General features: G+C 31.2%; 5 protein-coding genes. 3 read left to right on the top strand and 2 right to left on the bottom strand.

Annotated features, from left to right (window positions below; all coding sequences use genetic code 11):
* The first annotated feature begins 368 nt into the window (after positions 1–368).
* The 3 genes from ESZ39_RS17075 to ESZ39_RS17065 all read left to right on the top strand — a co-directional run bounded on the left by ESZ39_RS17075 (position 369) and on the right by ESZ39_RS17065 (position 3,988).
* The gene (locus ESZ39_RS17075) at positions 369–1,448 is read left to right on the top strand and encodes a sulfotransferase (protein ID WP_146881127.1); all 1,080 of its coding nucleotides are present in this window, start codon (positions 369–371) and stop codon (positions 1,446–1,448) included.
* A 139-nt stretch (positions 1,449–1,587) separates the two neighbouring features.
* Entirely contained in the window at positions 1,588–2,664 is a 1,077-nt protein-coding gene (locus ESZ39_RS17070; RefSeq protein ID WP_146881126.1) for a phytanoyl-CoA dioxygenase family protein, read from the top strand.
* A 55-nt stretch (positions 2,665–2,719) separates the two neighbouring features.
* On the top strand, positions 2,720–3,988 hold the full coding sequence (locus ESZ39_RS17065; protein WP_191321836.1) for a flippase: 1,269 nt from the start codon (positions 2,720–2,722) through the stop codon (positions 3,986–3,988).
* Here the strand turns inward: ESZ39_RS17065 and pssE are convergent.
* Positions 3,985–4,437, bottom strand: coding sequence for a PssE/Cps14G family polysaccharide biosynthesis glycosyltransferase (pssE, locus tag ESZ39_RS17060; RefSeq protein ID WP_146881124.1), 453 nt, complete (start codon positions 4,435–4,437; stop codon positions 3,985–3,987). The two genes, ESZ39_RS17065 and pssE, sit on opposite strands and share 4 nt — an antisense overlap.
* Positions 4,434–4,805 (bottom strand): PssD/Cps14F family polysaccharide biosynthesis glycosyltransferase, encoded by a 372-nt coding sequence (gene pssD, locus ESZ39_RS18430; protein WP_411266892.1) that lies wholly within the window; start codon positions 4,803–4,805, stop codon positions 4,434–4,436. The genes pssE and pssD overlap by 4 nt, the downstream gene beginning before the upstream one ends.
* Between the last annotated feature and the right edge of the window lie 250 nt (positions 4,806–5,055).

Genomic DNA, 5,055 nt, shown 5'->3' with positions numbered 1-5,055 from the left:
GCGTCTACTCTGTGATCTTTAATGCTTTCAATATCTTGAAATAATGACATGATAAATAACTATTGTTAATTTTTGATACTGATCTGATCATCTCTTATCAATAAGGTTCAAAATTTCTTTATTATACAGTGCCATTTATTTGAAATGCGTGATCCCACCCTGAAAGATACCGTTAGTCGTATAACAATATAATTGCATAGAAAAAACTTATTAGTATAATGGTTTAAATATATATTATAGATTTGATATTATTAATGGGTTAATTAAAAACTCCGTAAACAAGTTTTCAAACTGAAAAATAATTAAAATTTAGTAATAGTTAGTGCTTTATTATTAGCACTTATTTAACTTTCTTCTTAGGGATACAAATGACTGTCAGTCAAGAAGGTTACAATTTATTTGATAAAGCTTTACATCATTGCGCATTTAAAACAGTTAAATTACAACTTAAAATTGCTTTGTATGAAACAGAGAAATATCAAGTTAAAAAACAAAAAATCTCCTTAAATAATCCCGTATTTATAACATCTTTACCACGTGCCGGTACCAGTATTTTACTCAATGTATTAACAAATACGGAGCATTTTAGCTTTCAAACCTATCAAGATATGCCTTTTATATTTTTACCTTTAATTTGGGATGAATTTAGTCGTAAATTTGGAAAAAAAGCCACTCAAGTAGAGCGTGCGCATAAAGATGGTTTGGAAATTAGTTTACATAGCCCTGAAGCATTTGAAGAAGCATTTTTTAAAGCTTTCTGGCCACAACATTATGATAAAGCAAAAATTCCCATTTGGGATACAAACCATAATTTAGCCTACGATGAATTTTTTAAGTCTCATATTCAAAAGTTAATCTTTAGAGATAAACACAAAGGTCATTTAAATAGAACTCGGTATATTTCCAAAAACAACTTAAATATTACCAGAGTTAGTTATTTATCTCAGTTGTTCCCAACGGCTACAATTTTGATCCCCTTTAGAGAACCTTTACAACATGCGATGTCATTATTACTTCAGCATCTGAATTTTACGCAACACCATGTGAACGATGAATTCTCTAAAAAATACATGACTGACATTGGTCATTTTGATTTTGGTCAAAATCTAAAGACGGTTAACTTTACTAACGGATCTGACAAAAGTGAATATAGAGAAGACACATTAAATTTTTGGTTGGAATATTGGATAGAAACCTATAGTTATCTTATAAGCAATAAAACAGAAAACTGTATATTTTTTAATTTTGATTTATTATGTCAATCGCCAATGACAAGCTTGAATCACTTAGCTGATTGTTTATACCTTGAACCTAAAACTCTATTAAAATCTGAGAGTATAATCAAAAAAATTAAAACTCATGATATAAAACTCAAATTAGTTAATAAGGAACTTATTGATAGATCACATAGATTACAAAATAAGCTATTAACTCTATCTGTTAATTAAGTTAATAACAGTCATGGATAAACTGTAAATAAAAAGGGTAATTACAATCAAAATTATTAGGCAACAACTACGAAAAAAACTAGGTTATTATTACCGTTTTATTATCCAATATTACGAAAATAGAGCTGTATTTAAACAATTGATCGATTTAAAAACATATTCTATTGCTTATTTTTCAGTACTTGAAAATAAAATTGTACCAGAAACTGATGTGCTTACTCTTATAGAAAAGGGTGATATTATTATTGTCAAAGATTTAATCTCACAATTAGGTCTTGAATCAAAATTTTCACAGTTAATAGAACATTTTTTTTCGATTCAAAAAAATCAACTTGATGAGATCCATAAACTTAAGAGTGTTAAACAAATCGTTGATGATGCTCTCGCGATAAGACATAACACTTCAACTTTAATTTTACAGTCCTCAATTATGAAGCGTTTACTTGAGCCTCATGTTCCTTGTCCATATATTGAATTACAGCCTAATTTTCGTTTGCATTTGCCCTATAAAATAATTAAAAATCATGAGGCATTTATTGAATCACGTATGGGCAGAGGTAAACTAAATCCACACGGGCAGCATAAAGATTCCTGGCGATACCATCCTAAAAATACGATTAATGTGTGGTTATCACTTACAACAGCAAATAAAAATAATGGCTTAGCGATATTGCCTGCTAGTGCTGATTACAACCCTAAATTTGACGCCGATAAACAAGAAATTTCCCGTGGAGTAAAAACCTATCCGATTCAACAGTATATATCTGATATGGCTCCTGGAGATGCATTATTATTTAAGGCTGAGTTATTACATGGGTCAATTATTAATACTTCCAAAAAAACTCGCGCGACTTTATCTATGCGTTGTACTATCACTAAACCAGAGTTTCATAAAAATGTTGTTTATAATTATATTAAACTTAATGGTGAAAAATTTGATAATTTAACCTTTGATAAGTTTATGCATTCAGGAAAATTTGAGCCTGTTTCAGCAGAATATATTTTTCCGCCTGCAGAAGACAAAAAAACTAGCCTCCAGCCTATTGAGTACGATGAAAAGCATATAAAGGTAAATATTAAGGGATCGGTATATTCTTTCCCTAGATGGTGTTCTCATGCAGGAGCTGACTTGCTCAATGGGGAGTTGGATGAAAATGGAAATTTACTTTGCCCATCACATCGTTTATGTCATTTAGGTAAGCGCTGTAATAAGTGAAACTTAACGCTATATTCCGTTTTGATGTACTAAAAAATAAAGTGATTTTCTTCTGTTGTTATCTGAGAAAGTATTACTTATTAGCGGAGGCTTACTTTTATCCGTATTGTTTGCTCGCTTGTTGGGGCCAGAAGATTTTGGCCGATATAACTATGTTCTATCTTTAGCCGCTTTATGTATTCCTATTTACAGTTTAGGCATTGGAAATATTTTATTGAGAGAGCTTTCAGAACAACCTGCTGTCGCTCCTAACTTACTAGCTAGTTGTTTTAAAGCCCGCTTTATAACGGGTATAATTGTGGCTCTAGTCGCTATCACTGCACTGTTTACTGCGAATGGCTCCAGCTGGAAACCTCAATTGATAGGTATGCTACTCTTTGCTAATATTTTTAATGCTTTTGATGTGTATGAAAAATGGTTTCAATACCAGTCGAATATAAAAAAAATGGTTTATTGGCGATCCTGTTGTTTTATTTTTTTTGCCATTTTAAAGTTATTAATTATCTACTGGTATGAAAATTATATACCACTTCTACTACTGATGAGCTTAGAAATAATAACTAAAAACAGTGGTTATTACTTATTCTATAAAAGAGACATAAAAGAAAGCTCTGTTCCAAAGTTTAATAAAAAATTGTTTTCAAATGTTTTTTATCAATCAAAGTATTTAATTATTTCATCGTTAGCTTCGGTCGTTTATCTTAAAATAGATATTTTAATGCTTGAGTCTATGGCTGGTAATACGACTGTAGGTATATACTCTGTTGCCGCTAAGTTATCTGAGGTATGGCATATATTACCCCAAGTTGCAATTACAGCATTATTCCCTTCTTTAATCATCTTAGCTAAAAACAGCAATGATCATTATTTAAAAACCTTACAACGAGGTTTCGATATTTTATTTATTAGTGCAATTATCATCAGTACTTTAATCTATATTTTCACTCCATTCCTCATCCAAACATTATACGGTGAGCACTATAGTCAGGCTATTGCTATATTAAGAGTACATGTTTTTTCCTGTATCTTTATTTATATGAGAATATTGTTGAGTCATTGGTTCGTTTCAGAGAAACTCGCCATATTTTCGTTATTTAGTCAAGTTTTGGGGGCTCTTGTCAATGTGATATTGAATTTACTTTTGATCCCGCATTATGGGGCGTTAGGAGCCGCGGTAGCCACGCTTATTTCTTATGCCGTTTGTGCTTATTTTTGTCTTTTTTTCTTTAAGAGAACGCGCATAATTGCTGTTATGATGACTAAATCTATTTTATCTATATTTCGTTTACATAAAATAGATTTTTCTGGTCGTAATAGAAGTTAAATAATATCCAAAATCTTAACAATTTCTTTTGCTTTTAAAAAAGGCGTATCCTTATATATTCTTGGTGAAAATTCTGAAACCTGATGTAATAACTTTTCCAGCTGATTAAGTTCAAAACAGGCCAATCCATAAGAATTTTCATTTATGTAATTAACTATTTCAGCTTGATGGGGGTCTAAGCGACAGCTGTTTAGAATAACAATTATTTTTTTTCTTAATTTAAGTAACTTAAATATTGTCCCTGCACCTCCATGTGTGATGACAACGTCAGCATTTTCATAACAATCATCAATATTATCAGTAAATCTAAAGTACGAGCCGCTGTCCGGTATATAACTACCATCAGAGATTTGATATGTCATATTCCAATTTTTACCACGTGCTATACGATCTACTTCTTTAAATAACGCATCAAATCGAGTATTACCGACCGTTGTAAATATTTTCATAGTCTTCCAGAATAAATAGCTTTAGGATACTTTTGCAATAATGATTTGTTTTGTACATAAAATTTATCGGCTATATAGTACATTACTTTACCTGTATAAGATCCCGAGTCAAATCTAGACCAATCCTCAATATGAATAACTTTTTTGTTTATCAGGCGTAATATCAAAGCCGGAATTATTACCATGCCCGTTCCTGTTGATACCATGCCTGATATTTTGTAGTGTTTTAATAAATATAGTGTTTGTACGAAAGTGATATAGCTCGTATGAATTAGTTGAATAGGCAGTCGCCAAATATTAAATTTATCTCTCGGCTCAGGACATACTAAATGTTCTACAGCGCCAAAGCAGTCTTCAAGATCAGCAATTGAAACAAACTTAAGATCTGGTTTTTTTTTTTTTAATAAGACTTGGATTCAAATAGTAAGTGCATAACTTGAATAGGTAGAAAAAGTGGTCAGCTGAATATATGCTTATCGCTTTTTCTCCAGCCCCCCGTGTCAGAATAGTTGTCACCCCTAAAATTAAATTTTTTTAGATCGGGGAGTGGTAATCGAACAATAAATGTCTAGTTATTCAACAGAAAGAAAAGAAGCTATTTTAAGCAAGTTGTTACCT

Origin of the sequence: Colwellia sp. C1TZA3 (assembly GCF_007954265.1) — a bacterium.
In the GTDB taxonomy this organism is placed as follows: domain Bacteria; phylum Pseudomonadota; class Gammaproteobacteria; order Enterobacterales; family Alteromonadaceae; genus Cognaticolwellia.
This window is presented reverse-complemented; position numbering and strand designations above follow the sequence as displayed.